General features: G+C 66.8%; 19 protein-coding genes. 4 read left to right on the top strand and 15 right to left on the bottom strand.

The window, feature by feature from the left end; translation table 11 throughout:
- Positions 1-47: 47 nt before the first annotated feature.
- Positions 48-956 (bottom strand): LysR family transcriptional regulator, encoded by a 909-nt coding sequence (locus AQZ49_RS11870; RefSeq protein WP_067615827.1) that lies wholly within the window; start codon positions 954-956, stop codon positions 48-50.
- Positions 957-1,602: 646 nt separating this feature from the next.
- Between AQZ49_RS11870 and AQZ49_RS11865 the strand changes: the two genes are divergently transcribed.
- The 4 genes from AQZ49_RS11865 to AQZ49_RS11850 are packed head-to-tail and all read left to right on the top strand — an operon-like array spanning position 1,603 to position 6,255.
- Positions 1,603-3,633 carry an FUSC family protein gene (locus AQZ49_RS11865; protein WP_231739206.1) on the top strand — a complete coding sequence of 677 codons (2,031 nt, stop codon included), beginning with the start codon at positions 1,603-1,605 and terminating at the stop codon, positions 3,631-3,633.
- Positions 3,630-3,851: a DUF1656 domain-containing protein gene (locus tag AQZ49_RS11860; protein WP_067615825.1), complete on the top strand. Its 222-nt coding sequence runs from the start codon at positions 3,630-3,632 to the stop codon at positions 3,849-3,851. The genes AQZ49_RS11865 and AQZ49_RS11860 overlap by 4 nt, the downstream gene beginning before the upstream one ends.
- A complete protein-coding gene (locus AQZ49_RS11855; protein WP_067615823.1) occupies positions 3,848-4,834 on the top strand; it encodes an HlyD family secretion protein in 987 nt (328 codons plus the stop codon). The genes AQZ49_RS11860 and AQZ49_RS11855 overlap by 4 nt, the downstream gene beginning before the upstream one ends.
- Positions 4,831-6,255 (top strand): efflux transporter outer membrane subunit, encoded by a 1,425-nt coding sequence (locus tag AQZ49_RS11850; RefSeq protein WP_156428276.1) that lies wholly within the window; start codon positions 4,831-4,833, stop codon positions 6,253-6,255. Before AQZ49_RS11855 ends, AQZ49_RS11850 begins: the two co-directional genes overlap by 4 nt.
- On the opposite strand, the gene AQZ49_RS11845 is transcribed toward AQZ49_RS11850, so the two are convergent.
- The 14 genes from AQZ49_RS11845 to AQZ49_RS11780 form a co-directional block, all read right to left on the bottom strand.
- Positions 6,221-6,589, bottom strand: coding sequence for a thiol-disulfide oxidoreductase DCC family protein (locus AQZ49_RS11845; protein WP_067616095.1), 369 nt, complete (start codon positions 6,587-6,589; stop codon positions 6,221-6,223). The two genes, AQZ49_RS11850 and AQZ49_RS11845, sit on opposite strands and share 35 nt — an antisense overlap.
- Before the next feature lie 52 nt (positions 6,590-6,641).
- Entirely contained in the window at positions 6,642-7,958 is a 1,317-nt protein-coding gene (locus tag AQZ49_RS11840; protein ID WP_067615821.1) for a family 1 glycosylhydrolase, read from the bottom strand.
- Complete coding sequence (locus AQZ49_RS11835; RefSeq protein WP_067615820.1) at positions 7,955-8,812, bottom strand: alpha/beta hydrolase; 858 nt, start codon at positions 8,810-8,812, stop codon at positions 7,955-7,957. The genes AQZ49_RS11840 and AQZ49_RS11835 overlap by 4 nt, the downstream gene beginning before the upstream one ends.
- 19 nt (positions 8,813-8,831) lie before the next feature.
- Positions 8,832-11,123, bottom strand: a complete 2,292-nt coding sequence (locus AQZ49_RS11830; RefSeq protein ID WP_067615819.1) for a TonB-dependent receptor — start codon at positions 11,121-11,123, stop codon at positions 8,832-8,834.
- 79 nt (positions 11,124-11,202) lie between these two features.
- Positions 11,203-12,027 carry a fumarylacetoacetate hydrolase family protein gene (locus tag AQZ49_RS11825; protein WP_067615817.1) on the bottom strand — a complete coding sequence of 275 codons (825 nt, stop codon included), beginning with the start codon at positions 12,025-12,027 and terminating at the stop codon, positions 11,203-11,205.
- Between the two features lie 3 nt (positions 12,028-12,030).
- Positions 12,031-12,951, bottom strand: a complete 921-nt coding sequence (locus AQZ49_RS11820) for a VOC family protein (protein ID WP_067615815.1) — start codon at positions 12,949-12,951, stop codon at positions 12,031-12,033.
- Positions 12,951-13,379 (bottom strand): GlcG/HbpS family heme-binding protein, encoded by a 429-nt coding sequence (locus AQZ49_RS11815; protein ID WP_067615813.1) that lies wholly within the window; start codon positions 13,377-13,379, stop codon positions 12,951-12,953. The genes AQZ49_RS11820 and AQZ49_RS11815 overlap by 1 nt, the downstream gene beginning before the upstream one ends.
- Complete coding sequence (locus tag AQZ49_RS11810) at positions 13,376-14,905, bottom strand: bifunctional 3-(3-hydroxy-phenyl)propionate/3-hydroxycinnamic acid hydroxylase (protein ID WP_067616093.1); 1,530 nt, start codon at positions 14,903-14,905, stop codon at positions 13,376-13,378. The genes AQZ49_RS11815 and AQZ49_RS11810 overlap by 4 nt, the downstream gene beginning before the upstream one ends.
- 9 nt (positions 14,906-14,914) lie before the next feature.
- Complete coding sequence (locus AQZ49_RS11805) at positions 14,915-16,156, bottom strand: amidohydrolase family protein (RefSeq protein ID WP_067615811.1); 1,242 nt, start codon at positions 16,154-16,156, stop codon at positions 14,915-14,917.
- A 98-nt stretch (positions 16,157-16,254) separates the two neighbouring features.
- On the bottom strand, positions 16,255-17,145 hold the full coding sequence (locus AQZ49_RS11800) for a LysR family transcriptional regulator (protein WP_067615809.1): 891 nt from the start codon (positions 17,143-17,145) through the stop codon (positions 16,255-16,257).
- Between the two features lie 16 nt (positions 17,146-17,161).
- A complete protein-coding gene (locus AQZ49_RS11795; RefSeq protein WP_067615807.1) occupies positions 17,162-20,536 on the bottom strand; it encodes a glycosyl hydrolase in 3,375 nt (1,124 codons plus the stop codon).
- 26 nt (positions 20,537-20,562) lie between these two features.
- Positions 20,563-21,852: a sugar isomerase gene (locus AQZ49_RS11790; RefSeq protein ID WP_067615803.1), complete on the bottom strand. Its 1,290-nt coding sequence runs from the start codon at positions 21,850-21,852 to the stop codon at positions 20,563-20,565.
- Positions 21,849-22,793: an alpha/beta hydrolase gene (locus AQZ49_RS11785; RefSeq protein WP_231739205.1), complete on the bottom strand. Its 945-nt coding sequence runs from the start codon at positions 22,791-22,793 to the stop codon at positions 21,849-21,851. Before AQZ49_RS11785 ends, AQZ49_RS11790 begins: the two co-directional genes overlap by 4 nt.
- 23 nt (positions 22,794-22,816) lie before the next feature.
- Positions 22,817-24,928 (bottom strand): bifunctional rhamnulose-1-phosphate aldolase/short-chain dehydrogenase, encoded by a 2,112-nt coding sequence (locus AQZ49_RS11780; protein WP_067615801.1) that lies wholly within the window; start codon positions 24,926-24,928, stop codon positions 22,817-22,819.
- Positions 24,929-24,991: the final 63 nt, after the last annotated feature.

Genomic DNA, 24,991 nt, shown 5'->3' with positions numbered 1-24,991 from the left:
GGGCACTGGCGGACAACTGAAAATAATCGGGCGATCGGTTAGTTTCGCTATGCCGGGACAGCATCCAGCGGCAGATCGTGGCGCAATTGCCGGATCAGCGTCTGGCGGGCATGGGCGATACGCGGCTGGCGCAGCGCGGCCGGCAGCCAGACCAGGAAATAGGAATTGGTGCCGGGGCCGATCGGCGCCGGTATCTCGACCAGATCGCCGCGCGCCAGTTCGGCGGCGCACAGATAGATCGGCAGCACGGTCCAGCCGAACCCGACCCCCAGCAGCGCGCGCAGGCCGCGCAGATCGGGCGCGACCAGCGCGGGGCTGACCGGTTCGCGGTGGAGACGGTTGGTTTCCAGCCATTCATCGATCAGCGACTGTTCGATGTTGTAGGCCAGCACCGGTTCGCTTGCCAGCGCGGTGACCAGATCGCCCGCTGCGGCGATGCGCGCGGCCACGGCAGGCGCGGCCACCGCGATCACGCGCTCGCAATGGACCAGTTCGCTGCGCAACCGGCGGTCGTTGATGGGCGAGGCCGACAGCCCGAGATCGCAATGCCCTTCGACCAGGCTGTGCATCACCCCATCATGATTGGCGGTTTCGAGCCGGACGCGCATGCCCGTTTCGAGCAGGGGAACCAGCAGTGGGGCGATCATTTCGGACAGGAAATCGGCGTGGCCGATGATCCGCACCGCGCCCGCCATGGCCGCCGACCGCGCGCGCGCGGTGGCCAGTGCGGCCTCGGCCAGATCGAGCCGGTCGCCGATATCCTTGGCCAGTTCGTCGGCGGCGGCGGTGGGGGTAACGCCCTGGGCATGGCGTTCGAACAATTGGCGACCGATTGCCCCTTCCAGACTGGCGACATGTTGCGATATGGCCGGTTGGGTCAGATCGAGCGCGCGGGCCGCTCCGCTGATCGATCGTTGGCGATAGACTTCGACAAAAGTGCGCAGACGGATCAGCATCCCCCCTCTATAAATATATTTATGAGTATTGACCAGTCCACTTGTGAGCGTTCACCACCTAACCTATGTTAAGTGAGATCCCAGAATAGACGGCAGCACCCCGCCGGCGGTACTTGAACCGCTGGCGGGGTGCTCGTCGGCCTAACGCGTTGCGGCTGGTCGGACGACAAGTCCGGTTGGTCGAAACACGGTCACTGGAGTAGCCGACTGCGTTGTACATCGTATGCGCAAGCAGGCGAGGCACCGTTGGCCACGCAACGTGAAGCAGGACTTGTTCAAGTTTGCCGGAATAGCCCGGGCCACCCACCCCAAGCCCCCCCAAGGCAGGCCCGGTGCTGCGGCGAGGCATCGCACCCGCCCCAATCCCACCGCGATGCCTCGCCGCCCAACGGGCGGCATTCGAACTGGCACGCCCAACGGGCGGCATTCGAACTGGCACGCCCAACGGGCGGCATTCGACTGGCACGCCCAACGGGCGCCAGCCTTTTCGACTCGCCCAACGGGCGGCAATTCGCGGGGCACGGCGTGGGGATTTACCGCCCTTGATCAACCCGCGGTTGTTTCGGTTCCCGCATGACTGGCGGCTTGCGGTCGGGCGCGGTATGGTATGCGCGCATTCATCGTCTGGAGGGTTTCGTTGATCGCCGTGCAATGGCCCCGTGGGGTCTGGCTGGTACCGCGCTGGTGGCCGGCCCTGCTCTATTCGGCCAAGAACGCGCTTGCGGCGCTGATGGCGCTGGGGATCAGCCTTTCGGTCGGCCAGCCCCTGCCGTTCTGGGCGATGACCACGGTTTATATTGTCGCCAATCCGGTTTCTGCGGCCACCCGGTCAAAGGCGGTCTATCGCGCGTTCGGCACGGTGATCGGCGCGGCTGTTGCGGTCGCGCTGGTGCCGATGCTGGTCGATTGGCCGCTGATGCTCAGTCTGGCGCTGGCGCTGTGGGTGGGCGGGTGCCTGGCGGTGTCGCTGCTCGATCGCAGTCCGCGCGCCTATGTGCTGATGCTGGCGGGCTATACCGCGACGATCATCGGCTTTCCCAGCGTGACCCGACCCGAAGCGGTGTTCGATGTGGCCGCCGCGCGGGTGACCGAAATCCTGCTGGGCATCACCTGTGCGACGGTCGTGCACAGTCTGATCCTGCCGCAATCGCTGGGTGCGCGGCTCGGGCCCAGGCTGGCGGCGTGGCTGGATGATGCCGAAACCTGGCTGCGCGACATTCTGGAAACGGGCGATGTGCCAAGTCTTCAGGCCGGCGTGCGCGACCGGCAAAGGCTGGCGGTCGACGCGGTCGATTGCCTGTTGCTGGCCAGCCACGTGCCCTATGACACCTCGCACTGGCGCGAAGCCAACCGCACGGTGCAGGCACTGCTCTATCGCATGCTGTTGCTGCTGCCGGTGCTGTCCGGGCTGGCCGACCGGCGCCGTGGTCTGGGCCAGGACGACGCGTTGCAACCGGCGATGGCCCATGCACGCACCTGGCTCGACGCGGGCGCCAACCCTGCGGCACAGCCCGATTTCCTGGCCGACGAGGGCCCGGCACGCGGGTGGAGCGATCTGCTGCGCGAAAGCTTTCTAGTGCGGCTGGGTCAGGCTGGGACCGTGCTGGGCGAAGCGCGCATGCTCAAGGCGCGGCTTGATGATCCGACATTGCCGTTGCCGCCCGCGCTGACTGGCGAACGCGTGCAATTGCGGTTGAACAGCGACCCCGGCCTGGCGCTGCTGTCGGGGCTGTCTGCCACCATCGCGATCCTGCTGGTCTGTGCGTTCTGGATTCTCACCGGGTGGCCCGATGGCTCTGGGGCGGCGGTGCTGACCGGGGTGTTCTGCTGTCTGTTTGCGGCGATGGACAACCCGGTGCCGATGATCCTGGCGTTTGGGGTCGCGATCACGGCGGGTGTGCCGCTGGCGGGGATCTGGCTGTTCGGCTTTCTGCCCAATGTCGACGGGTTTGTGCCGCTGTGCCTGGTGCTGTTGCCGCCGATGCTGTTTGTCGGCGCATTCCTGCTCAATCCGCGCCATGGTCAACTGGCCACTGCGTTCATGATGGGGTTCTTTTCCGCGCTGGCGCTGCAACAGGAATATACCGCCGATCTCGAACGCTTCATCAACAGCAACATCGGCCAGGTGCTGGCGGTGATTGCCTCGGCCGGGGTGACGGCGACCGTGCGCAGTGTGGCCACCGGCGCCGCGGTGGCCCGGCTGGCACGGCGCCAGCGCGCCGAGCTGGGGCGACTGGCTTCGGCCCGCACGCCGCCCGATCCGGCGCACGTGCTCAGCCACGCCAACGACCAGTTGGCGCTGATCACCCAGCGGCTGGGGGCGGGCGATGCGGCGGCGACGATGGGGCTGCGCGAAGTGCGGATCGCGGTCAATATCGCGCAGATCCAGGTCTTGCGCGCCAATGCCGATCGGCCGTTGCGGGTGGCCTGCACCCGCCTGCTGCAGACCGCCGCGCGCCATTTTGCGCAGAGCGCGCCCGGCACCCCGCCGCCGCCTGCCTTGCTGGTGCATATCGATCGGGCGCTGCGCTTCACGCTGGGCGGCGCCGCGCCGCATACCGGCCATGCCGGTGAACTGATCGGGTCGGATAGGGCCACCGGGCGCGCCGCGCTGGTCGCATTCCGGCGCAACTTGTTCCCGCAGGGCGCCGATTTTCAGCCGGAGCGGACGGCATGATCCAGGAATATACCATCCACGGCGTGCTGATCGCCGCCGCCCCGTTCACCGCCTGCATCGCGCTGGCGATCGCGCTGGTGGTGCACCGCGTGCTGGTGGCCTTGCGGTTCTACCGCTGGGTCTGGCACCCCGTGCTGTTCGACACCGCGCTGTTCGTGCTGGTGTGGACGTTCATCACGTTTCATCCTTTGCCGATACCTCAGGGATTGTTGCCATGAATGCCCCGCGTCTGACTGTTCCGGCCCCTGTCGTTGCGATGACGATCCGGTTTGTGCTGACCGCTGTGATTGTGATCGCGGCAGTGCTGGCCGGATGGCGGCTATGGACCCATTACGAGGCCGATCCGTGGACCCGCGATGGCCGCATCCGCGCCGAAGTGGTGCAGATCGCGCCCGATGTGTCGGGGCTGGTAACGGCAGTCAATGTCGGCAACGATGCCGTCGTGCATCGCGGCGAGGTGCTGTTCGAAATCGACCGGCCGCGCTTTACCATCGCATTGGCCCAGGCCGAGGCCAGCCTGGCGCAGGCCCTTGCCACGGCGCAGCGATCGGGTGCCGGTGTGGTGCGCGCCCGCGCCGATCTGGCCGAAGCGCAGCGCGAGGCGGTGCGCAACCGATCGTTGCACGAACTGGTGTCGACCGAAGTGACCCAGCAGAGCGAAACCAAAGTGGCCAGCGCGCAGGCCGCGCTGGCCGATGCGCAAGGCGCGGTCGCGCTGGCCGATGCCGGGGTTGCCGCCGCGCGCAGCGCGCGCGATCTGGCGCGGCTCAATCTCGAACGCACGCGCGTGATCGCGCCCACCGATGGCCGCCTGTCGGATGTCGCGTTGCGCGTGGGTGATTATGTCACGCCGGGCAAACCGGTGATGGCGCTGGTCGACAGCGCGACCTTGCGGATCGAGGGCTATTTCGAGGAAACCAAGCTGGGGGCGGTGCATGTCGGGCAGCGCGCGTTGATCCACATGATGGGCGATGAACGCACGGTCAGCGGGCATGTCATGTCGATCGCCACCGCGATCGAGGACCATGATCGCGCGGTGACCCCCAGCATGCTGCCCGCGATCAATCCCAATTTCAGTTGGGTGCGGCTGGCGCAGCGCGTGCCGGTGCGCATCGCGATCGACCATCCGCCCGCCGATCTGGCGCTGATCCCCGGGCGCACGGCGACGGTAACGCTCGACATGGCGGGCAAACGGCCATGACGATGCGCGCGGTTGTGCCGGGGCTGGCGGCGCTGATGCTGGCCGGTTGCACCACGGTCGGGCCCGATTACCACGTGCCCGCCGCAGCGGCGGTCAATGCACCTGCGGCCAAGGCGCCGTTCCGCGAGGCGGGCGCAGACGGAGTGGCAGGAACGGGCGTGGTGGCCGATCCGCTGCCGCCGCGCTGGTGGCATCTCTATGACGATCCGGTGCTCGACGATCTGGAGCAGCAGGCCCTGGCCGCCAACACCGATCTGCGCATTGCCGGGGCCAATCTGGCGCGCGCGCGCGCGGCGATCGACGTTGCGCGGTCGGCACGCACGCCCGAATTCGGCGCAAGTTTCGAGGCCGAGCGCGCGCGTCTGTCGGGCGAATCCTATCTGCTCGACAGCCCGCTGCCGGTGTCCAATCTGGGCGAAGTCAACGTCGGGGCCAGCTATCAGGTCGATCTGTTCGGCCAGATCCGCCGTTCGATCGAGGCGGCGCGGGCCGATGCGGCGGCCAGCGAGGCGACCGTCGGTGCGGTCAAGGTGACGCTCGCCGCCGAAGTGGCGCGCGCCTATCTGGCCCAATGCGCGGCTGCCGAAGCGCTGGACGTGGGCGAGGCGGCGATCAAGGTCGATGCCCGCGCGCTCGACATCGCGCAGCGGTTGCAGGCTGCAGGCCGCGGCGCACAGAGCGATGTGACCCGCGCCGAGGCGCGGCTGGCGCAAGTCGAGGCGATGGTTCCGGTGCAGCGCGCCCGATCACGCGCGGCGCTCTATCGCCTGGCCTATCTGCTGGGGCGTGCGCCGGCGGACTATCCGCGCGCAGCGGAACGTTGCACGGTGATCCCGACGATTGCCCACCCGCTGCCGGTGGGCGACGGTGCGGCCTTGCTCGCGCGGCGCCCCGATGTGCATGGCGCCGAACGCCGCCTGGCCGCCGCCACCGCGCGGATCGGGGTGGCCACGGCGGCGCTCTATCCGCATGTCGGGATCGGGCTGTCGGGCGGCTCGTTCGGGTTCCTCAAGGATCTGGGCACCGCGCCCGCCAACATGTGGAGCATCGGCGGATTGATCGAATGGTCGATCCCCACCGGCGGGGCACGCGCGCGGGTGCGCGCCGCCGATGCCGAAACCGATGCCGCGCTGGCGCAGTTCGACGCCACCGTGCTGGGCGCACTGCGTGACACCGAAACCGCGCTGGCGACTTATGCCGAAGATCACAACCGTGCGGTCGATCTGGCCCATGCGCGCGAAGCCGCCGAACGCGAAGCCGCCGAAACCAAGGCGATGCGCGATGCCGGACGCAGCCCGCTGTCTGCCACCATCGGTGCGGCGCAAGGCACGCTGTCGGCACGCGCTGCCGAAACCGCCGCACGCGAAGCGGTCGCCCTGGATCAGGTCAATCTGTTCCTGGCGCTCGGCGGCGGCTGGTAAGCCTCGGCCGCCAGCGCAGAAACCGGCGATAGGCGCGTTCGAGCACCCATTCGAGCGGTTTCCATCGCGCGGCGAGGCCGAACGGACGCAATAGCGGGATGGCGCGCCACATTGCCGCGAACGCCGCTGCGCCCGACAGCAGCACGGTGCCTTCGCGCGCATGAAACCGCGCGAGCAGACCGGCGCGATCGATCGGACAGGTGGCGTCGGTATCCATCGCATCGACAAATGCGATCCGCCCGCGCCGGTCGAGCCTGCGCATCAGCGCGATTTCGCGCCGACACAGCGGGCATCCGCCGTCGAACCAGACGGTGACCTGTGGCGGGGAAGACATCATGGGCACAAGGTGGCGCGCGAACCGTCGGCGCGCCACCTGCCAATTGGGGTCAGGCGGGCAGCCGGTTGGCGCGGGCGATCGCGCCATAGACGCCGGCGCTGGGTTTGGGCGTGCGCGCGAACGTCTCCCGATCGACGCTGGCCAGCCCGAAGTGGACGCGATAGCCGAAGATCCATTCGAAATTGTCGAGCAGCGACCAGTGAACATAGCCGAGCACCGGCACGCCCTCGTCGATCACGGTTTTCAGACCGTGCAGCGCGGCGGGGATATAGCGCGCGCGAATCGCATCGTCATCGACCGAGGCGCCATTTTCGGTAACCATGATCGGACAGCCGGTGGCGGCATGGGCATAGCGCACACAGGCGCCGAGCGAAGCGGGATAGATTTCGGCCCCGCCCACGCCGCGCACCGCGTCGGCGGGCACCGCTACGCGGCCCTCGTCGTCCCACACCATGCGTTCATAGTTTTGCACGCCCAGGAAATCGTCGCCTTTGACCGCATCGAGCCACGGCCCGTAGAGTTCGCCGCGCATCCGGTCGCGGATCGAATGGGCGCCGACGGCCTGATCGTCGAACATCGACAGGCTGACGCCGACGGGCAGGTCGGGGCGCACCGCCTTGATCGCGGCGCGCGCGGCCTTGTGCCCGGCGATCAGCAGGCGGGTCGAAGTCGGGATATCGTCGATCTCGATCGCGTTGCCGGCTGCAAACTTGGCGGTGCCGTGCGCGCGCGCGGCGGCTTCGAGCATGGCATGCTGCCCGGCGATGGCCTGCGGTGGCAGCACCACCTTGAGAATGTTCATGATGTTGGGTTCGTTCAGCGTCAGCGCATAGCCGATGCCGCCCGCCAGCGCGCGCGCCGCCGTTTCGCAGAACCGCGCAAACAGCGCGGGCGCCTGCGGGTTGGTCCAGCCGCCCATCGCGGCAAACCAGATCGGCGTGGTGTAATGGTTGAAGGTCACCACCGGGATCAGGTCGCGCGCGCGGCATCCATCGATCATGGCCTTGTAATGGTCGAGCATGGCGCGCGAAAACTGTCCCTGCACCGGCTCGATGCGTGGCCATTCCAGGCTGAAACGATAGGTGTTGAGCCCGATTGCCTTGACCAGATCGAGATCTGCGCGCCACAGTTCGAAACTGTTGTCGGCATCGCCCGAGGGCTGGGCGTAGATCGACGGATGGACGTTTTCCAGCACCCAACTGTCGGCGTTGGTGTTGTTGCCCTCGATCTGGTGCCCCGATGTCGCCGCGCCCCACAGGAACCCCTTGGGGAACGCCGGGTCGAACGCTTTGGCGGCGATCCCGGCCAGCGCGGGACTGGCCGACAGGGCGACGGTTCCGGCCAGCAACGCACGGCGATCGATCATGGCAAATCCTCGATAAAATGGGCGATTTCCTGTTCCAGCCGGGTGTCGCCGGTGCCCAGGTGCATCGCCATGGTGTAATGGTTGTGGTCGGTCATGATCACGCTGCGCGGCATTGCCCCGTGGCGCGCGCGGCGGTCGCTCAGCAGCGCCAGGAATTCGGCCTGGAACCGGTCGGGATCATATTGGGCACTGGCCACCAGCAGCGGCAGCGGCGTGGTTGCCACCGCTTCGCGCGGGGCCTTGTCGGGATATGTCGCGGGGGCACCGTAATAGCGTTCGTCGCGGGCATCGATCGGCGTATAGCCATAGAGCCCCGACAGCAGCACCGCGCCCGCGATCTGCTGCGCATGGTTGGGCTCGTGCCGCAGATAGCCTGCCACATGCACCGCGCCCGCCGATGTGCCCATCGCCACGATCCGCGCCGGATCGCCGCCAAAACGCGCGACATTGGCAATCAGATAGTCGATCGCGGCGGCGACATCCTCGCTGCCCGCAGGCCAGGGGTGATCGGGCGCCAGGCGATAGTTGATCACCGCGCCGATCCATCCGCGCCGCGCAGCCATGCGGCCCACGGCGGCATTGGCCCAGTTGTCCGCATCGCCCTTGTCGCCCAGCACAAAGCCGCCGCCGTGGACGAACAGCAGCACCGGTTTGAGCGCTGCCTCCGGCGTGCCATAAAGATCGAGCCGGTGTCGTGCATCGGGCCCATAGGCCAGATCCGCCGCCAGCACCGGCACGGCGTGGGCCAGCGCGCGCTGTTCGGTATCGAACAGCGCGCGGCAGGCCGCCAGGGTATCGGGGCCAAGGCCCTGCCCCATCGCGGCAATCGCCCGGGCAATGTCGCGCGATGGCATGGCGTCGGCTCCCAAGGGGTCAGAACTTGCCGTCGAGCGACAGACCGACCTGGCGGAACCCGTTGGGGCCGTACATCGCGCCGATGTTCGATGCCCCGCTGTAGGGAAATCCGCTTTGCATCGCGATCGGTTCATGCACGTTGAACAAGTTGCGCACGAACAGCGCGATCGTATAGCGCTGGTCGGCAGTGCGTGCGCCGATCCGGCCACCCACCGTCCAGTGCGGACCGAACGTGCTCTGTTCGACCGAGGTTTCTTCATAGCGCACGCGCGATTTCCAGATCGTGTCGAGCGCGACAAAGCTGTTCACGCTCTGGCTGACCGGCACGGTGTATTCGCCCGACATGGTGAACTTGTATTCGGGCGCATTGGCCAGTTGGGTGCCGCCGATATTGGTGCCGTCGCTGCCGATGAAGTTGCCGGGATAGGTCGCCTTGGCCAGGATGAACCCGGTGTTGAGCGACAGATTGGGGGTGACTTTGCCGAACAGGTCGATTTCGCCACCACGGGTCTTGACCGAGGGCACATTGACCTGGTTGCAGACCAGATCGCCCGAGCTGGAACTGGCACAAGTCTGGGCCTGGAAGTTCTTGATCGTTTCATAAAACAAGTTGGCATCGAGCACCCAGGTGCCCAGCAGCGTCGACTTGAGGCCAAGTTCATAGGCGGTGGGGATTTCGGGCAGCAGCACGGTCGGCGCGGTGCCGGCCGAAGGCTCGGTGATCTGGCCGCCCTTGAACCCGTGCGAGATCGTCGCATAGGCCATCGTGCGCCGCGCGACATCGTATTGCGCGCCGACTTTCCACGAGAACTTGCCGACATCGAGCTTGGTATAGCTGCTGACCGAGCCGGGGATGGCATCGGCTGTCGTGGTCAGCGCCAGATCGTCCCAGGTGTAGCGACCACCGGCCAGCAGGCGCAATTTGTCGGTCGCGTGGAAGGTGGTCTGCCCGAACACCGCCGCCGAACTGTCGGTGACGCGGTATTCGCCGGTGCCCGAATTGATCACGATCGGGATGATGCCCTCGGCCGGCTGGATTTGCAGCGTTTCCCCGCTGACATGCTGGATCTGGCTCGAAAGATAGACGCCCGCGGTATATTCGAGGCGGGTCGAACCGGGCGAAGACAGCCGCAGTTCTTCGCTGAGCAGATCGACCGGATGGTCGAACGGGCCGTTGGTCACCTGCAATTCGAGCGGGTCGGCGCGGAACACGTCGCTGGCTGCGCCATAGCCCGATTCAATGCTGCGACGATAGGCGGTGATCGAGGTGACCGTGAACGCCGGGGCCTTGTAGTCGACTTGCAGCGACACCCCGCCGATATATTGATGATCGACAAAGCTGTTGGCCATGCAGAAATTGCGATTGCCGGTCTGCGCGGTGATGCCGCAGCTTTGCAGGTTCGCGTTCACGTTGTCGGGCAATTGCACTGCGCCGCCGGTCGCCCCCAGGATCACCGGATTGATCCCCGCCCCGCTGGCGGCAATGAACGTGAAGAAGTCGCCGCCATCGGTGATGCGGGTCTGGCTGTAATCGCCGATCAGGTTGATCGACAGCGCGCTGGTCGGTTCCCACAGCAGATGGCCGCGCACGCCATAGGTATCGTTGGCGACGTATTTCCCGTCGGTCAGGTTGTAATCGGGCCCCTGCCGGGTGTTGGTGAACGCCGATACGCGCAGCGCCGCATTGGCCGCCAGCGGCAGGTTGACTACGCCTTGCACGATCTGGTCGCCATATTCCGACCCGGCAAACCCCGCGCTCGACAGTTCGGTGCGCACACGCATCGAGAAGGCGTTGAAATCGGGCTTGTTGGTGGTGATGTTGATCACGCCGGCCGAGGTGGTCAGGCCGAACAGTGTGCCCTGTGGCCCTTTGAGCACTTCGACCCGGGCGACGTCGAACAGATTGGCGATGTTGGCATTGCCCTGGCTGACCTGATCGACCACCAGCCCGACCGAAGGCACGGCGCCTGCCGAAAACGTCTGCGTGCCAATGCCGCGGATGGTGCCGCCACCGCCCGCCGTCTGGCCCGGTGCGCTGTTGATTTCGAGGCTGGGCGCGATGCGCGACAAGTCGCCGACGGTGTCGATCTGTTCGCGTTCAAGCTGCGCGGCGTCGGCCACGGTGATCGAGATTGGCACTTCGGTCACTTTTTCGGCGCGGCGCTGCGCGGTGACGATGATTTCGCCCGGCGCCGGGTCGCTGGCGGTGGTGGTGGTGGCCGCATCGGCGGCCAGCGCCGGGGCGGACATCACCGCCAGCGCGATCGTCGCGCTGCTGATGAGCAGACGGGCATGCTTGTGAATGGACATGGGTACTCTCCCTTTTTGAAGATGCTTTCCGTCGGTCGGACCCGGCATCAGCATCCGTTGGTTTGGTCGGTGGTTGGGGTCAGGTTTCGGCAATGACCGGGTTGGTCAGCGTGCCGATCGTGCCGATCGATACGGTGACGGTGTCCCCGGGATGGAGGTAAAGCGGCGGGTTGCGCTTGTCGCCGACGCCGCCGGGGGTGCCGGTGGCGATCACATCGCCCGGCGCCAGCTCGGTGAAGGTGGAGCAATAGGCGATGACCGTGGGGATATCCCAGATCAGGTCGCTGATCGGCTGATCCTGCACGAGCTGGCCATTGACGCGGGTCTGCACGCGCTGGCTGCCCAGGTCGGCCACTTCGTCGGGGGTGACCAGCGCCGGGCCGAAACCGCCGGTGCCGGGCCAGGTCTTGCCCGGCGTGAACTGGATGTTGTGGCGTTGCCAGTCGCGAATCGACCCGTCGTTGAACGGGGCAAACCCGGCCACATGCTCCCAGGCATCTGCGGCCTTGATGCGGCGCCCGCCTTTGCCGATCACCACGGCCAGTTCGCCTTCATAGTCGAACCGCGCGGTTTCGGGCGGGTGGATCAGCGCGGCGCCGTCGGCAACCAGCGAATCCGCCCAGCGATGGAAAATCGCCGGGTGTTCCTTTTGTTCGCGCCCGGTTTCGGCGACGTGCGTGGCATAGTTCAGCCCGACGCACAGGATCTTGCCCGGATTGGGGATTACCGGCAGCAGCGTGACCGCTGCCAACGCCAGTTCGGGGCCGGTTGCATCATCGGGCAGGCCAGCCGCGATGGCGGCCTTCAGATCGGCGGCATGGGCGCCGAGGTCGGTGACGGTCGTGCCGTCGAGGCGGCCCCATGAGGCGCTGCGGTCCGGGCGAAGAAAGGAAATGAAACGCATGAATCAGGCTCCCACTGGCAGGGTTATCGGCGCGGGTTGCCATTCCCGGCGAAAACGGAATGTCTCCTCGGCAACGCGCAAACCTGCGAAGTCCTTGTCGGACACGCCCCATTGGTCAATCCGCTTGTCAGGCCAGGTCCAGTCATCGGGTTCGCCCGCGCGATAATCGTCGGGCACTTTTTCGACGGCGGTCGAATATTCGATCACCGGGCCGAACGGCGCGATGTAATAGGCATAGACATTGTCGCCCGGCCCATGCCGACCGGGGCCCCAGGCGGGGGCAAAACCATGGTCGCGCATGTTGCCGATGCCGCGCATCACCGCATCGAGATCGTCCATTTCAAATGCGATATGGTTCAGGCTGGAAAACCCGGCGCGGGCAAACGCGGTGGAATGGTGCGCGGTGTTGCAGCGTACGAAGACCATGCCGCGCGTGCGGTCCGACACGCGGAAACCCAGCACCTGTTCGGCCAGATTCCCGCTGTTTTCGGCATCGGCGGCGTTGAACACCACGTGTGTCAGCTTGACCGGCATGACCCGGCGGCTGGCTTTGGCGTGGCCCGCGATGGTTTCGACCTCGGCGGCGCCGACCAGGAAGCGCAGAATCTCGCCCTCGGCCAGTTCGACCACGATCCCTGCGCCACCACCCGGATCGGACGAGGTGCAAGTGGCCGCGTTGAGCCCGTGCGCGGCGGCCGCGCGCGCCACGTGGTCCAGACGATCGGGCGAACAGACGAACGTGGTCGAGCGCACGAAGCGGTCGGCGTTTTCGGACAGGCTGACCAGATAGGGATAGGATCCGCTGCCGCGCAGATACCAGGTGTCGCCATGCTGCCCGCCGTCGGCAAGTCCCCACACGTCGATCATCCAGCGATGCGCCTCGGCGGCGCTGGGCAGCGCCAGTTCGATGCTGCGCAAGTTCATCATGCTGTCGCTCCCGCTGCAAATCCGGCGGCCACAATTCCGGCGATGGCGGCGGTCGCGTCGGCCGGGCCGGTGTCGCCCGAAATGCCCACCGCGCCGATCACCGCGCCATCGCCATCGCGCACCAGCATGCCGCCGGGCGACAGCGCCAGGCCGCCATCGAACACGCCGACCAGACTGGCATAAAACACCGGATTGCCTTTGGCCCGTTCGGCGATGGCGGCGGTGTCGTCACCCATTGCCAGCGCGCCGTGCGCCTTGGCCCGGGCAATCGTCTCGCGCCCGAAACTGGCGCCGTCTTCGCGCGCCAGAGCCACCGCATGCCCCCCGGCATCGAGCACCACCACGGCCAGCGGCTTGAGCGCGCTGGCACGGGCATGGGCCAGCGCGGCGGTGATGATGGCCTGGGCCGAGGCGAGCGTGATCATGCGACAGTCTCCGCCATCAGGCCAAGCGCGGCGGTGTGTGCCGCGATCAGCGCGGCGGGTGTACCGGTGCCGAACACATAGTGATCGGGGCGCACCAGCACCGCCGGGGCATTTCGTGCGGCCAGCCATTGGACCACGGCCCCGGCATCGTCCAACAGGGTTGCATCGACGGTGGTGATACCTGCGGCCGGGGGGACGGTGGCGGCGGCAAACAGCCGCCAGCCTTGCCCGGTGGCGTCATCAAGCTTGCGCCCGTCGGCCAGCACCGGCTGGATGAAGCGTTCGCCCGCGCCCGCGCTGCCGGTCAGCACCACGCCGTGGCTGATCGGCGGCACCAGATCGGCGGCGGTCTGGGGCGTCCCGGCCTGGGCCGCGGCGCGCGCCACCATCTCGGCATCGCGCGCGGCGGCCTTGGCGGGATCGAGTTCGCAGATATAGCGCCCCGTCGCGACCGCCGCGCCGATCACCGCGCGCACATGCGGATCGCGTTCGCCCTGGTAGGTATCGAGAATGGCCGCATTGGCGCCGTCCTGCACGATCGCCGCCATCTTCCACGCCAGATTGGCCACATCGCGCAGTCCATGGCACATGCCCTGGCCAAAGAACGGTGGGGTCTGGTGCGCGGCGTCGCCCGCCAGAAACACCCGGCCCTGTTGCCAGCGGTGCGCCACCAGCCCGTGAAAGCGATACGTCGCCGAACGCACGATGGTGTGCGGCACTTCGCCGACATAGGGCTTGAGCAGTTCGGCAACCCGGTCGGGCGCCATCATCGCCGCATCGTCTTCGCCGGGCAGCAGCATCAGTTCCCAGCGGCGATGGTTGCCCCGGCCCGGCACCACCGTCGCGGGGCGACGGGGATCGCACATCATCACCGACAGGCGTTGCAGATCCGCCTCGGGCGGCACCCCGGCAATCGCGGGGAACGCCACCGGCCCATCGACATGCGCGTCGACCACCAGCCAGGGTTCCTCGAAATCGAGATCGTCGAGCGTGATCCCCAGCGCCTTGCGCACCGGGCTGCGCGACCCATCGCAGGCAATCGCCCAGCGCGCGGTGACGGTGTGCGCCGTGCCGTCCTGATCGAACCCGACGCGCACGCCGTGTTCGTCCTGATCGATCGCGGCGAATTCCGCACCCAGTTTGAGCGAAACATGCGCAAAGGCCGCAAAGCCTGCGCGCAGATGCGTTTCAAGTTCGGGCTGATAGAAGAACCAGTCGTTCGACCAGCCGAACGGGCGCGCCAGCCCGACCGTGCCCATATAGCGGATGGCCTGGTGATCCGCGCCAACATGCAGGTGCCCGTCGGTATCGATCATATCGGGCAGCACTCGGTCGATCACGCCGGCGGTCTGGAACAGCCGCATCATCTCGTGATCGAGGTGCACCGCGCGCGGCAGCGGATAATGCGTCAGTTCCTGTTCGAGCACGACGACCGACAGCCCGGCCTTGCCAAGCAGGCAGGCGGCCAGCGCGCCGACCGGGCCACAGCCGATAATCGCAACGTCATAGGCAGGACTTGTGGACATCATCGATCCTCAACCTGCCGCCGCCGGGGTCGTTTCGGGCAAAGTCAGCTTGTGAAACGCCCCTCCCAGCATGATCGCGCTCAGGCGGTCCTTATCCTGCAAAACGGTCACATCGGTGGTGGGATCGCCATCGACCAGCAGCAGGTCGGCCAGCCAGCCCGCGCGGATTTCGCCGACTTTTGCCCCGGTCAGTTGCCCGCCCAGGCTGGTCGCGGCGGCCAGCGCCTCGATCGGGGAATAGCCGAAATGATCGACGAAATGCGCCAGATCACGCGCATTGCGGCCGATCGGATTGAACGGAAAGCCATAGTCGCCGCCGATCAGCACGCGCAGGCCCGCATCCTTCAGCCGGGGCACCAGCGCGCATTCGAGCGCCATGCGCTCGGCGGCGGAATGCTTCATGCCGCTCATGTCGATATGCGGCGGTGGGCTCGCTTCGAGCGCGGCGACCGACACGCCGCAGCCGGGGCCATAGAACACGCTGTCCTTCAGCCCGGCGAGGCGTTCGACCATCGCATCGCTGATATAGCTCATGTGATAGATGATCCGCGCGCCGGCGCGCAGCGCCAGATCGACCGCTTCATCGGTATAGGCATGGCAGGTGATGGTCAGGTCATGCGCCTGCGCCGCCTCGCGCGCGGCATCCATTTCTTCGGGTGTGTAGTTGATTTCGGTGTGGCTGTTCGGTTTCAGCGCGGATTCGCCCGACACCACCAGCTTGACCGTCTTTACCCCTTGGTCGGCGCAATAGGCCATGAAGGCGCGCATCGCGTCGGGCCCGCGCCCATTGAACACGTCGCCGGTGTCGATGCCATCGCCTTCGGGGCTGCGTTCGAGCGTCGACGGGATCAGCCGGGGGCCGGGCGTTTCGCCCGCCGCGATGCGCGCCGCCAGCCGGGTTTCGATGCCATCGCCCAGTGCCCCGCCAGACCACAGGCTGGTAAAGCCATGATCGAGCAGCACACGCGCGTTGCGCGTGGCGGCCACTTCCAGTTCGTCGGGGGGCAGGATGAACGCGTGATAGATCTTTTCGACCGACGACCCCCAGGTCAGGTGCGTGTGGGCATCGATCATGCCGGGCATCAGCGTGCGGCCATCGCCGTCGATCACGTGCGTGTGCGCTGCGGGTGCGATGGTTGCGGGATCATAGGCAACTTGCGCGATGGTATCGCCATCGACCAGCACGCTGCCGGGGCGGGGCGCATTGGCCGTGCCGTCGAAAATCCGCACGTTGGTGAACAGCGTGGTCACGCGAGGTCTCTCCCGTTTTGCATTCTTGTTGGGGGTGTTTTACGCCTGTTTCAGGCATCGCGTAAAATATGCGATTTTGCGCTTACCATAGGCCTGGCCTATGGATGATGTTCGATCAGATCCAGCAGCCGGCTGGCCAGCGGGGACAGCCCGCGTGGCTTGTACCAATGGACGCCGACCGAACGGTTGGTCGCCGCTTCGGCCAGCGGGATGGCGCGCAAGGCGCCGTCGCGCAATTCGCTGGCCGCGACATGGATCGGCAGGATGGTCGCGCGCAGGCTTTCACGCACGATCGCCTTCATCGCCAGCAGCGAATCACAGCGCACCACATCGCGCGGAATGCCAACCCCCGCGGCCAGGAACAGCGCCTCGATCTGGCGGCGGAACCCGCCTTCGGCTTCGGGCAGGACCCAGCGCAGGCCTTCGGTCTGGCTCAGCGAGATCGGGCTGTCGGACAAGGGGTGCTCTGCGGCAACCAGCAGCGCAAACGGATCGTGGCGCAACGTGCGTTCGGCGATATCGAGCGCGGGTTCCTCGATCGCGGTGGTCACGAACGCCAGCTCGATCTCGCCAGAGCGCAACATGTCGGTCAATTCGCTGTCGGACCGCACGATCAGCGACAGCGAGACGTGCGCCAGTTCGCGATCCAGACCGGCAACCCCGGTGGGCAGCATGCTGACCAGCGCGCCGGGGGTGCCCCCCACGCGCAATGCGCCGACCCCACCTTCGCGCACGGCGGCCACGTCGGCCTCTGCATCGCGCAGCAGGTGGTCGAGGTTTTGCGCGCGGATGCGCAAGGCTTCGCCCGCCGGGGTCAGCACCACGCCCGCGCGCGTGCGTTCGAACAGCACCACGCCCAGCCGTGATTCCAGCCCGGCGATCGCGGCGGATACCGACGGTTGCGAAATGTTCAATGCACGTGCTGCGCCGCTGATCGAGCCAGCGACGCAAACTTCGTGAAACATGCGCAAGGCGCGAGGATCGATCATCGCGCCCGTCGTAGCGCTATTTCCCTGCGCCCTCCAGTGTGACCGGGCCGATCAGCCCCGCCGGGCGCAACGGCGCATCGGCGCGATAGGTGGGCAGCGAGGTCCACGCGACTTTGCTGACCCCGGGCGCGGCATCGCCGATCAGGCGATTGACCCACAACGTCGCGACCCGCAGTTCCAGCGCATTGGTGCCGGGATGCAGCGCGGCGCCGATATCGATCCGAAACGGTGCGTGCCAGACCGTGCCGACGACCCTGCCATTGACCACCACTTCGGCCATTTCGCGCACATCGCCCAGATTGAGCCACAGCGGCCGGCCCGGTTGCCAGCCGCGCGGGGCAACCAGATCGCGGGTATACGTGGCCACCCCGGCGAAATGGCTGATGCCGAAATCGGCATTGGCATTTAGCGGGGCAAGCGGCGCCAGCGTGGCCGTGGCGGGCGCGCCGCGTCCGGGTTGAAACGCCACGCGCCACGCGCCGTCGAGGCTGGCCAGTGCGCGCGGTTGCACCACCGGCACCACGGCCTGATCGGGCCCGGCGCGGCGGAACACCACATGCACCGATTCTTCGCCGGTCAGCGCCAGGGGCACCACGGTATCGCCGCCTTCGGTGCGATAGCTGACCGGTTCGCTGCGCCCGGTTTCGGCATGCCACAGTTCGGGCACTTTGCCGGTTATGCGAAAGCGCGCCTCGAATGTCTGCGCGTGCTGCTGGCGGTTGACCACGAACCAGTCGTCGCCGCCTGCCCAGTGGCGATGAACAAAGCCCACGTCCGCCCGGCCAGACACTGCCAGATCGGGCGCCACGCCCAGCGCGGCCAGCCCGCTTTCTGCATCGGCGGCGACCACCACGCGGCCGGTGCCGACTGTGGTGACGCTGCCCTGCGCGTCGCCGGCGGGCCACAGCCGGGCCACCAGCGCGGCATAACGCGCCGCATCGGCCCCCGCCAGCCCCGGGTCGCCGACCGGCGGATGGCCGATCACGCGTGCGCCATGATCGACCAGCGCGGCAAGACGTTCGAGCGCGATCAGCGACATGTGGCGGCTGCTGCCCCCCAGATAGAGCGCGCGATAGCGCGCGCCGCCCGGCGTGGACAGCGTGTCGCCATCATTCGTCAGCACGTGCAACAGGGCATCGGCGTTGACGAAGTCATAGCCATGGGTGACCGGCGCATCGGCCACCGGTGTTTCCCCGTAAAGCCCGGTCAGCGGCGCCTCTTCGCCATAGAAATAGCCCAGATCGGCAACAAAGTGCCCCTGTTGCAGCATCAGCGCATTGCGCGACATATAGTCGACCCAGGCGCGCGCCAGCGGCGCCCAGGCTTCGTGACGGTTGAAGAACTGGCCAAAGATCATCAGCGACAGGCCGGGCTGCTTGTCATCGACCGGCTGGTGCGCGCTTTCGTGCACCACCGGGCGGTTCACCCCGCTGAGGAATTCGGTGTCGATCACATGCTTGAGCGTGCGCGGGCTGTCGGCCCAATAGCTGAGCGCCGATGTCATCGATTCGGCGGCGACCAGGTTCTGGCCATAGACATGCGCCACGCTGGCCGCACCGCGCATGTCGGCAAGATAACTGGGGTTGGGCGCGCTGCCTTGGGGATATGTCCATAGCGCCGACATCGGAATATCGGCGTGCGATCGCATCGCCATGTCGTCGCCCAGCGAGGGGCGCTTGTCCTCCAGCGCCTCGCCATAGAGCTTCAGCCCGTTGTCATGCGCCACGCGCGCGATCGTGCCATAGTGGGCAGAGGCCATCAGGTCGGCCAGCGTACGGCGCCAGTCGAACAGGAACCGGTCGGTATCGGCGCGCGATCCGATCAGCACCCCGGTGAGCGCAGGCAGCCATGGCGTCGCGTCATAGCCGCGCCGTTCGCGAAAGGCGTCGAGCATGCGCGGCGTCCAGTTGGCCGCGCCAACTTCGATCGAATCGTTGAGCAGCGCGGTCACGCCATGCGCGCCGAACAGGCCTGGGCCCGCCGCATCGCGCACCATGCCGAGGTAATGGGTGATATAGCGTTCGACCGCAGCGGGATCGAACTTGTCGACTTCCAGCCCGGTTGCTTCGGCAGGTGCCGGGTGGTTGGTGGTGCCCAGCAGCGAATGGCCCAGCCGGATCACCTGCCAGTTCCACCCCGCGGGCAAGGCCGGGGCGGTCCAGTCGAGATGCCCGTCGGGGGCCAGTTTCGCGGTCAGGTCAATCACTTCGGCGGGCTTTGCCCCCGCTGCATGGTCGTCGGGCGCGGCCAGCGTGTAATAGTCCATGGTCAGCGCAAACCCGGCCTTGGTTTCGAACCGGTCGACCGCCGGACTGGCATCGAGCGCAAACTGGCGCAGATCCCACGGCGGGGTCGCTGCGCCTTGCGGCGGGCCGAACAGTGTGGGCATCACGATGCCCGGCGCGGGCGCGCCCATGTTGGCCATCACCATCGCCTTTGGCCGCAGCACCAGCCGGAATTGCCGCGCGGTGACCGGGGCAAAGCTGACCGTGGTGGGCACGTCGGACACCGGCACATCGGCGACCGCGCGCCAGGTCTGACCATCATCGCTGGCCTCGATCACCGGGGCGACCAGCGCGCCGCCGAACATCATGCTTGCATGGGCGATGAACACATGCGCCGAACGCACCGTCTGCGCGGTGGGCCACGACAGGATCACCGTCGCCGGGGTGCCATCGGCGGGATGCGCGATCGACAGGCCCTGGCCAAGATCCGCCCCGGCAAGCCTTGTGGCATCGAGCGGCTGCCCGCCGCCGGTTGTGGCGCTTGGTCTAATCAGCGCGGCTTCGTGCACCGGCACTGCCAGCACGGCCACATCGCCATAATCGTGCGGCGGCGCAGATGGCTTGCCGGTCGAAACCGCATCGGCCAGCCCGGGTTGGTACGCTATCGTCTGGAACGGGCCGGTGATGCCCGGCGGCGGGGCCAGCGGGGCACTGGCGCGCTGTCCGGGCGCCAGCCGGATCGTGCTCCACACCAGTTTCTTCAGTCCGTCTTCGGGGGTGACCCAGGGTCCGCCGGTTTCGCTCCAGCCGGGCGACGAGGCAACCGCCAGTTCCATCCCGCGCCGGTCTGCCTCGGTCACCGCAAAGTGGAAGGCATCCTTCCATTCCGGGGTCATATAGACCAGCCGCCGGTCGACAATCTGCGGGGTTTGCAGGTTGACATCGAACACGTGCACGCCGCCGATGCCCACCGCCTGCATCCAGGCCAGATCCTTGGCGATCCCGTCCTTGGTGATGTTGCCGTTCATCCAGTGCCACCACACACGCGGGCGCGCGCTATTGGGCGGGTCGCGGAACTGGTCGGCCAGATCATCGGCGCGCGCCATAGTCAGCGGCATCAGCGCGCAAGCCGCCAAAGCGGCGAGTTTCAGGCGGCGATGTTTCATGATTCTCTCCCGATTCTGTTTGTTTTTCAGACGATTCCTGCACCCAGGCCGACCGGTTTGCGCATCTGCGCCTTGCGCGCGCGGTATTGGCTGGCGCGATAGACCGCGATCGGATCAAACGCCCCGCCCGCCTCGACGCGCGCTTTGGCCAGGATCGGCGCGACATCGATGCCATAGGCGCGGCGCAGCGCCTGAAACGCCATCATCGTGTCGTTGTCGGCTTGCGCGGCGTGCAGCGCGGGGCGGTCGACCAGGCTGGCCTTGGCAAAGCACTGGGCAATCGCCTCGGCGCTCGACAGCATCGATTCGATCGGGTCGGTCACATTGTGCGACTGGTCGATCATATAACTGGGGTTGAACCCGTCTCGCGGGTTCTGCTCGGCCTCGATCAGTTCGTTGAACACCAGGAATAGCTGGTGCGGGTTGATGCTGCCCGAATCGAGATCGTCGTCGCCATATTTGCTGTCGTTGAAATGGAACCCGCCCAGCTTGCCAAAGCGGTGCAGTCGCGCGACGATCTGTTCGATGTTCACATTGGGCGCATGATGTCCCAGATCGACCAGGCATTTCGCCTTTGGCCCCAGTTCCTGTGCGGCGAGGATCGAGGACCCCCAGTCGGAGATCACCGTCGAATAGAACGCCGGTTCAAACATCTTGTGTTCCAGCAGCATCCGCCAGCCCTCGGGCAGGGCGGCATGGATCTGCGATGCCCCGTCGAGATAGCGGTCGAGGCTGCGCGCGAAATCCTGCTGCCCCGGAAAATTGGTGCCGTCGCCGACCCACACGGTCAGGTCGGTCGATCCCAGTTGCACGCCGATTTCGATGCATTCGATGTTGTGATCGACCGCCTGCTGGCGCGTGGCGGCATCCTGCGCCGACAGCGAGCCATTGGCATACGTGCGCGCCTGCCCCGGCTGATCCTGAAAAGTGTTGGAATTGACCGCGTCCCAGCCCAGCCCAAGCTCTGCCGCCTCTTCACGCAGCGCCTTGTAATCGCTGACTTTGTCCCATGGGAAATGCGGGGACACGCGTGGCGTGCTGCGGCCGAGCTGGTTGATGACGGCGCAATCTTCCAGCTTTTCGTGGATATTGGTCGGCTCGCCGGGAATCGGGAACTTGGCAAAGCGGGTGCCCCCGCGCCCCGCGCCCCAACTGGGCACGGCCACGCTGAAACCGGCCACGCGCGCCTTGATCGCATCGATATCGACGCCGCCGCGCGCCAGTTTGCGCCCCAGCGCGGCGTAGTCATCCTCCAGCGCATCGGCATGGGCGCGGTTGTGTTCGGCAATCAGGTCGGCGGAAACGGGGAGAGTCATTGTGCATCCTTTCGCGCCAGGAACCCTTGCATGCCGAGCCAGGCGATGAATTCGTCGAGCACCAGCGTGGTGGTGGTGCCGGGCACGCCCAGACCAAAGCCGTGGCTGCCCTTCTGATAGCCATGGATTTCCACCGGACGCCTGGCGGCCAGCCACGCTTCGGCGATGGGAAAGCCGCGATGGGGGAACAACGGATCGTCGAGCGCGATCGCGTCGAACATTGGCGGTGCGGCGGCGGGCACGTCGATCCGCGCCTGCGGGCCATAGATATACCCGAAAAACGCCGGACCCTGGCCCGGCCCGGCGGCCAGCACGGTCGACAGCGCGGTCATCGCCCCGGCGGAAAACCCGATCATGCCGATGCGTGCCGGGGCGATGCCCCATTTCGCCGCGTTGGCGCGCACCAGCGCGAGCGCGGCCAGACCGTCCTCGGTGGCCAACGGATCGGTCAGCGTCGGCATTGCGTCAGGATCGGCCAGGCCCGCCGACAGCTTTTGCCAGATATATGCCCCCGCCGTTTTTTCATCGGGCGGGGTGGGCAACAACCGGTATTTGAGCACAAATGCGGCAATCCCGCGCTCGGCCAGTGCATGTGCCACCTGCCACCCTTCGTGGCTCATCGACAGGCCCATGAAGGCACCGCCGGGCGCAACGATCACTGCCGCACCGGTCGCCTTGGCCGGGTCGGGCAGCACCGGGGTGAGTGTCGGGCGCGTGACATTGCGCACGTTGTAATCTCGCCCGAAATACAACGACCAGTTCTCGCCGGCCACGCTGCCCGGCGTCTTGTCGCCATAAAGAGCGATCGCGCCCGGCTCGGCTGGTGCCTGGGCCGCCACCGCCGCCGGCATGTCGGCAGGCTGGGCTTGCGCCGCAACCGCCGTTGCCACACTCGCCAGACCGGTCAGCAATCCCGCCATTCGGCGATGGTTGGCTGTCATCGTATTCCCCTCCCAGTTGGCTTTCAGCGCGTGAAAGACTGCACATTCCCGGCATCGACATTGATCATGTTGCCCGTCGATTTGGCCGAGGCGTCGCTGCCAAGAAAATACGTCGCCTCGGCAATGTCTTCGGGCAGGACATCGCGTTTGAGCAAGGACCGGTTGCGATAGTGCGCTTCCAGTTCGGCGCCCGGATCTATGCCGTGGGTGCCCGCGCGTTCCTTACGCCAGTCGCCATCCCAGATGCGGCTGCCGCGAATGACCGCATCGGGGTTGACCACGTTGACGCGGATGCCGTGCGGCGCGCCTTCGAGCGCCAGACAGCGCGCCAGATGGTTGGCCGCCGCCTTGGCACTGGCATAGGCCGAAGCGCCGGCTGCCGCCGCGACACCGTTTTTCGAGCCGATGAACACGATCGCGCTGCCGCCCTGCTGGTTCATGCCCTTGAGCAGCGGCCAGGCCGCGCGCGCGGTCAGGAAATAGCCCTCGGCCAGCACGTCGTAATTCTTGCGCCACAGCGCCACGGTGGTGTCCTCGATCGGCGCCGACGAGGCAATCCCGGCATTGGCGACCAGCACGTCGAGCCCGCCGAATTCGCGCGCTGCCACATCGAACGCGGCCTTGACCTGGTCTTCGCTGGTGACATCGCACACCGCCGCGCGCACCACGTCTTTGCCATACTGCCTGGCAAAGCCCGCGCGCACCTCTTCCAGCGCGGCGCCATCGCGGTCGGCCAGCACGACACAGGCACCATCGCGCAGGAAGCGCGCCGCCGTCGCCGCGCCGATCCCGCCGGCGCCGCCGGTGACCAGCACGATCCGGCCGACTTGCGCGCGGGGCGCAGGCATGCGTTGCAGCTTGGCCTCTTCAAGCAGCCAGTATTCGATATCGAAGGCTTCCTGTTCGTCGAGCGCGATATAGTCGCCGATCGCTTCTGCCCCGCGCATCACGTTGATCGCGTTGCCATAGAATTCACCGGCCAGCCGCGCGGTGGTCTTGTCGGTGGCAAAGGTGATCCGGCCGACGCCCGGCACCAGCACGACCACCGGATTGGCATCGCGCATCGCCGGGCTGCTGGCGCGTTTGCAGCGTTCGTAATAGGCGGCATACATCGCGCGATAGGCGCTGATCTGTTCGGCCAGCCAGGCATCGTCGGCCAGGCGCGCGGGATCGAGCGTCAGCGGCGCGATCTTGGTGCGCAGGAAATGGTCGGGGCACGATGTGCCCAGCGCGGCCAGCCGCGTGAAGTCGGCGGACCCGGTGAATTCCAGCGCTTCGGCATCGTCGGACCAATGCCCCACCTTGCGCCGGGCGCCGGTCATCAGCGCGCGCAGGCGCGGCATCAGATCGGCGGCAATCGCTGCACGGTCGGGGTGGGGTGCGACGATCTGGCCGCCAAACGCGGGTTTGCCGGCCATCTTGGCGTTGAGATAGCGCGCGGCGTCGGCAATCAGCGCGACGGTGTGTTCATAACAACCTTCGGCGCTGTCGCCCCAGCAGATGATCCCGTGGCCCGCCAGCATCACGCCCTCTATGCCGGGGTTGGCCGCGACATAATCGCGCAGCATCACGCCCAGCGTATAGCCGGGCCGTTTCCATCCCAGCCAGCCGATCCGCCCGCCCCAGATGTCCTGCGTCGCGGCCTCACCGCCCGACGATGCGGCCAGCGCGATGATCGCATCGGGGTGGACATGGTCGACATGGGCATAAGGCAGCAGCGCATGCAGCGGCGTGTCGATGCTGGCCGCGCGACCGTTCAGGTTGAACGTGCAATGTGGCAGAAACCCGACCATCTTGTCGTCATCGTCGGGCCCGGCATAGTGCGTTTCGAGCGCGAGCAGTTTCGCCTGATAGAGCGTGGCAAACCCGTCCAGTTTCATCGAGCCGATATCGCCGCCCGATCCCTTGACCCACAGCACTTCGACCGCATCGCCGGTCAGCGGATCGGTGGCCGACAGCTTGGCCGAAGTGTTGCCGCCGCCGAAATTGGTGACCGTCAGGTCCGATCCGAGCAAGTTGGAACGATAGAGCAAGGCCTGTTCCGGGCTGAGCGTTGCGGCATGCGCCTGGTCCCAGCGGCTGTGCGGCACGGCAAACGGAATTGCGGCGGCCTGGTCGAGAATGAGGGCAGACACGGGAATCTCCGATCAATGCTGATTTGCGTTGCCCCTAGCAAAATGGCATTGCATTGGCAATCG

Origin of the sequence: Novosphingobium sp. FSW06-99, assembly GCF_001519065.1 — a bacterium.
Lineage (GTDB): Bacteria > Pseudomonadota > Alphaproteobacteria > Sphingomonadales > Sphingomonadaceae > Novosphingobium.
Note: the sequence above shows the minus strand (reverse complement) of the source record. Positions and strands in the feature narration are given on the sequence as shown.

Coding starts and splice junctions, on each gene's coding strand:
- AQZ49_RS11870 (WP_067615827.1), bottom strand. CDS start 956: ATGCTGATCCGTCTGCGCACTTTTGTCGAAGTCTATCGCCAACGATCG.
- AQZ49_RS11860 (WP_067615825.1), top strand. CDS start 3,630: ATGATCCAGGAATATACCATCCACGGCGTGCTGATCGCCGCCGCCCCG.
- AQZ49_RS11855 (WP_067615823.1), top strand. CDS start 3,848: ATGAATGCCCCGCGTCTGACTGTTCCGGCCCCTGTCGTTGCGATGACG.
- AQZ49_RS11850 (WP_156428276.1), top strand. CDS start 4,831: ATGACGATGCGCGCGGTTGTGCCGGGGCTGGCGGCGCTGATGCTGGCC.
- AQZ49_RS11845 (WP_067616095.1), bottom strand. CDS start 6,589: ATGTCTTCCCCGCCACAGGTCACCGTCTGGTTCGACGGCGGATGCCCG.
- AQZ49_RS11840 (WP_067615821.1), bottom strand. CDS start 7,958: ATGATCGATCGCCGTGCGTTGCTGGCCGGAACCGTCGCCCTGTCGGCC.
- AQZ49_RS11835 (WP_067615820.1), bottom strand. CDS start 8,812: ATGCCATCGCGCGACATTGCCCGGGCGATTGCCGCGATGGGGCAGGGC.
- AQZ49_RS11830 (WP_067615819.1), bottom strand. CDS start 11,123: ATGTCCATTCACAAGCATGCCCGTCTGCTCATCAGCAGCGCGACGATC.
- AQZ49_RS11825 (WP_067615817.1), bottom strand. CDS start 12,027: ATGCGTTTCATTTCCTTTCTTCGCCCGGACCGCAGCGCCTCATGGGGC.
- AQZ49_RS11820 (WP_067615815.1), bottom strand. CDS start 12,951: ATGAACTTGCGCAGCATCGAACTGGCGCTGCCCAGCGCCGCCGAGGCG.
- AQZ49_RS11815 (WP_067615813.1), bottom strand. CDS start 13,379: ATGATCACGCTCGCCTCGGCCCAGGCCATCATCACCGCCGCGCTGGCC.
- AQZ49_RS11810 (WP_067616093.1), bottom strand. CDS start 14,905: ATGTCCACAAGTCCTGCCTATGACGTTGCGATTATCGGCTGTGGCCCG.
- AQZ49_RS11800 (WP_067615809.1), bottom strand. CDS start 17,145: ATGATCGATCCTCGCGCCTTGCGCATGTTTCACGAAGTTTGCGTCGCT.
- AQZ49_RS11795 (WP_067615807.1), bottom strand. CDS start 20,536: ATGAAACATCGCCGCCTGAAACTCGCCGCTTTGGCGGCTTGCGCGCTG.
- AQZ49_RS11790 (WP_067615803.1), bottom strand. CDS start 21,852: ATGACTCTCCCCGTTTCCGCCGACCTGATTGCCGAACACAACCGCGCC.
- AQZ49_RS11785 (WP_231739205.1), bottom strand. CDS start 22,793: ATGACAGCCAACCATCGCCGAATGGCGGGATTGCTGACCGGTCTGGCG.